This window comes from Mycobacterium sp. TH-M11 (assembly GCF_057473725.1).
The window spans coordinates 1-4,328 of record NZ_JBYCLD010000541.1 but is presented as its reverse complement, the minus strand read 5'-3'; the positions used below and the strand labels follow the sequence as shown (position 1 = coordinate 4,328).

The window sequence follows — 4,328 nt, the reverse complement described above, 5'->3', positions numbered from 1 at the left end:
AGCATCGACCGAGGCGAGGACACTTACCTTGACGCCGTGATCGCCGAGTCGATGCGCCTGCGGCCGGCGTTGCCCATCACCGGGCGCCGCGCCCTGCGCGACTTCGACCTCAACGGGCTGCACATCCCGCGCGGCGCCTACGTCATCCTCGCAATCATGGCGATGCACGAACGCGATGACCTGCACCCCGACCCGCTTGCTTTCCGGCCAGAGCGCTTTGTGAACACACGTCCGGGCACTAATACCTGGCTGCCGTTCGGCGGCGGCGTGTACCGCTGTGTCGGCGCGGAATTCGTGCTGTTCGAGGCCCGCATACTGCTGCGGACCTTGCTGCAGCACCGTCGCCTCAGTGCTGTCGACGGTGGCCCCGGTGGTCGCCCCAGCCGCAAACACCCGTTGCCGGTGCCGGCCAACGGGGCCCCGGTTGTGCTGTCCGCCTATCACCCAACGGGCAAATTGGCGCGGGAAACCACCTCTACGTGAGCGGACCGCGCCGGCGGGCTGGAGCGGTCAGCCAGCGCTGCGGCACTTCTGCCACACCCGGCGGACACGTTGTTCCCCGACGCGGCATCCTGGGCCAGCAAATAACATTGACGTCGACGGACTGGAGAAACACATGCCAGCAGAAGTGCGCCGCAGGCGCCGCGGGGAATTGCATCATCGAGTGCACTGTTGCAGAAGCTCGGACGGCGGTATCGCCGTGACCTCATGGTCGAGGCCCCGGCTCGGCGTCCAGAATAAACGCCGGAAGGAATGCGATTGACGGACCAGACTTTCCTGGATCTCGTACGGCAAAGAGCCGAAACCCAGCACAATAAAGACGCTTTCGACTACTGCCGCTTTTCGCCCGATGGCGAAGAACACAGCCAACTGACTTTCGGCGATCTCGACGCCAGGGCGCGGGCAACCGCATCCTCCTTGCAGCGGATGGGCGTCGCGGGTGAACGCGCGCTCGTCCTGTGCCCGTCCGGCCTGGATTTCATCGTCGCATTCTTCGGTTGCATGTACGCCGGTGTCGTGCCGGTGCCGGTGCATCCGCCCGCCCGCACCCGGGTGATCGGCCGGGTGGCGTCGATCGTGCGTGACACCGAGGCACGCTTCGCCGTGACCACGGCCGAGACTCAAGCCAAGTTCTGCAGCGCGATCGACGAGATGGCCGACGGGCCGGCCATGCAGTGGTGCGCCGTGGACGACGTCACCGCGTCGGCCGATGACTGGGTCGCTCCGGACATCGGCCCCGACACCGCCGCGATGCTGCAATACACCTCGGGTTCGACGGGATCGCCCAAAGGCGTTGTGGTGACGCACCGCAACCTGTTGAGCAATGTGGAAGCCATCCGTAGCGCTTGGGGTGCCGGAAACGACCGCGCCCGCGGCGTCTTCTGGCTGCCCCTACACCACGACATGGGCCTCATCGGCGGTGTTCTCACCTCGATTTATGTCGGGGCCACAACGTATTTCATGCCGCCCGAATCGTTCATCGAGCGGCCGATGCGCTGGCTGGAGGCGATAGCCAAACATGGCGGCACGATCACCGCCGCGCCGAACTTCGCCTACCAACTGTGCGTCGACCTCAGTACGCCCGAAGAGCGGGCCGCACTGGATCTGTCCACGATGTCGACGGCCATGTGCGGCGCGGAACCGATTCGGGCCGCAACCCTGCAGCGGTTCATCGATGCTTTTGCCTCCGCAGGCTTTCGGCCGCAGGGGTTCGCTCCCGTGTACGGCATGGCCGAATCCACCCTGCTGGTCTCCGGCAAATCCGAGCTCGAGCGGACCGCGCCCGTCGTCCGCCACTTGGACAGCGACGCGCTGCGCGACCACCGGATCGTCCCGGTCGCGGCGGACGTTTCGAACGCGGCGTCCTTCGTGGCGTGCGGCCATGCCCAGCCCGGCCATGAGGCCGTCATCGTCGACCCGGCCACCGGCCGGCCGTGCGCGAGCGACCGGGTCGGCGAGATCTGGCTGGCCGGCGGCAGTGTGGCTCAAGGCTATTGGGGCAAGCCCGCCGAAACGGCGGAGACCTTCGGCGCATTTCTCGCCGACAGCGGGCGCGGACCGTTTCTGCGCACCGGCGACCTCGGCTTCGAGCTGGACGGCGAGCTGTTCGTGTCGGGCCGCCTGAAAGATCTCATCGTGATCCGCGGCCGCAACCACTACCCCGAAGACATCGAAGCCACTGTCCAAGACAGCCACGGCGCGTTGCTGCGCGGCCGCGGAGCCGCCTTTTCGATCACCCTCGACTCGGATTCGACCGAACAGCTCGTCGTCGTACAGGAAGTCGATCGCTACCGGGTCGCTGAGATCGACACCGACGAGGCGCTCGCCGCGATCCGCACCGCGGTGACCGAACACCACGAAATCGAGCCCCACGCAATCGTTCTCACCGAACCGTCCACCATTCCGACGACGTCAAGCGGCAAGATCCGGCGCAGCAGATGCCGGCAACGTTTTCTCGACGGCACGCTCACGGCGATTGCGCAGTGGCAGGCGGCCTCGCTCGACGCAGCCGCCCATGCCCGTGGCACGGCCGGCACGACAGCCCCACCGCACGCATCCGACGCTCGGGAGTTGGCGGTCTGGTTGGCCACCCAGCTCGCCGACATGCTCGGCCTGTCCCCCACCGAGATCGACACATCCCTGCCGTTCGCCCACTACGGCCTCGACTCGGTGCGCGCGGTCCGCCTCGCGGCCGCCTTGGGCGAGTTTGTGGGGCAAGAGCTTTCGCCCACGGTCGCCTACGAGCACCCGACCATCGACGCGCTGTGCGCCCATCTGACCGAAGACGCCGCGGGGCGGCCCAAGCCTCGGCCGGCCGGTCCCGACGCGCGGCCACTCGACGCCGACGAGCCGATCGCGATCATCGGCCTCGGCTGCCGGTTCCCCGGGGCCGACGGGCCGGCGGCCTTCTGGCAACTGCTCACCGAAGGCCGCGACGCCGTCGGCGTCATTCCGCCGCAGCGCTGGACCCCGGATCCCGGCAGCGTCGGCAGGGGTGGATTCCTCGATCAGGTCGACCAATTCGACGCCTCGTTCTTCAACATCTCGCCGCGCGAGGCGACCCGTATCGACCCGCAGCAGCGCCTGCTGCTGGAGGTGGCCTGGGAAGCACTGGAGGACGCCGGTCAGGTCACCGAGCGGCTGGCTGGAAGCCCCACGGGCGTGTTCGTCGGCATCTCGACCTATGACTACGGCAGCCTGCAGTTCGGCCGGCCCGACCTGATCGACGCCTACAGCGGCACCGGGGGCGCGCTGAGCATCGCGGCCAACCGTCTTTCCTACGCGCTGGATCTGCGCGGGCCGAGCATGGCGATCGACACCGCCTGCTCCTCGTCGCTCGTCGCCGTCCATCTGGCCTGCCGCAGCCTGCGCGACGGTGAATCGACCCTGGCGCTTGCCGGCGGCGTCAACGTCATCTTGTCGCCGGCGCTGAGCGCCAACTTCAGCAAGGCCGCACTGATGGCGGCCGACGGTCGCTGCAAGACCTTCGACGCCGCCGCCGATGGATATGTGCGCGGCGAAGGCGCCGGCGTCGTCGTCCTGAAACCCTTGAGTACAGCGCTGACCGACGGTGACCAGATCTATGCGGTGCTGCGCGGCAGCGCCACCAATCACGACGGCCGGACCAACGGCCTGACCGCCCCCAGCCGGCATGCCCAAGAGGCCGTGCTCACCGAGGCGTACCGTCACGCGGGGCTGTCCCCCAGCAGCGTTCACTACGTCGAAGCGCACGGCACGGGTACGGCGTTGGGCGACACCATCGAGGCCACCGCGCTCGGCGCGATCCTGGGCGAAGGACGTACTCCTGGCGATCACTGTGTGATCGGCTCGGTGAAAACCAACCTGGGCCATCTCGAGGCCGCGGCCGGAGTCGCCGGACTGATCAAAACTGCACTGGCACTGCGCCATCGTGAAATCCCGGCAAGCCTGCATTTCGACCAGCCCAATCCGCACATCCCGTTTGACCGACTGGCGCTGCGGGTGGCTGACGCTCGCACACCGTGGCCGTCGACCAGTCGGCGGGCCGTCGCCGGGGTCAGCGCGTTCGGCTTCGGCGGCACCAACGCACACGTCGTCATGACCGAGGCACCCGAAGTCCGGTCACCGCGGCCGCACGTGAGCGACCGGTTCGAACTCTTACCGCTATCGGCCCGATCGCCAGAAGCGCTGTCCGCGTTGGCCGCTCGCTATGCGGACGTGCTCCGGGCCGGGGTATCGTCGGCCGATCTCTGCTACACCGCCGGCGTGGGGGGCGGCCCCCCCCCCCCCCCCCCGCGGGGCGGGGGGGGGGGGGCCGCCCCCCCGGCCGCCGCCGCCCCCCCCCCCCC

At 68.5% G+C, this 4,328-nt stretch carries 2 protein-coding genes; both read left to right on the top strand.

The genetic code is table 11. From position 1 onward, the window contains the following. On the top strand, nt 1–483 hold a 483-nt coding region (locus AC2VOG_RS20485; RefSeq protein ID WP_486941650.1), incomplete at its 5' end, for a cytochrome P450. A 276-nt stretch (nt 484–759) separates the two neighbouring features. Next, a partial coding sequence (locus tag AC2VOG_RS20480; protein ID WP_486941649.1) for a beta-ketoacyl synthase N-terminal-like domain-containing protein occupies nt 760–4,328 on the top strand: 3,569 nt, incomplete at its 3' end.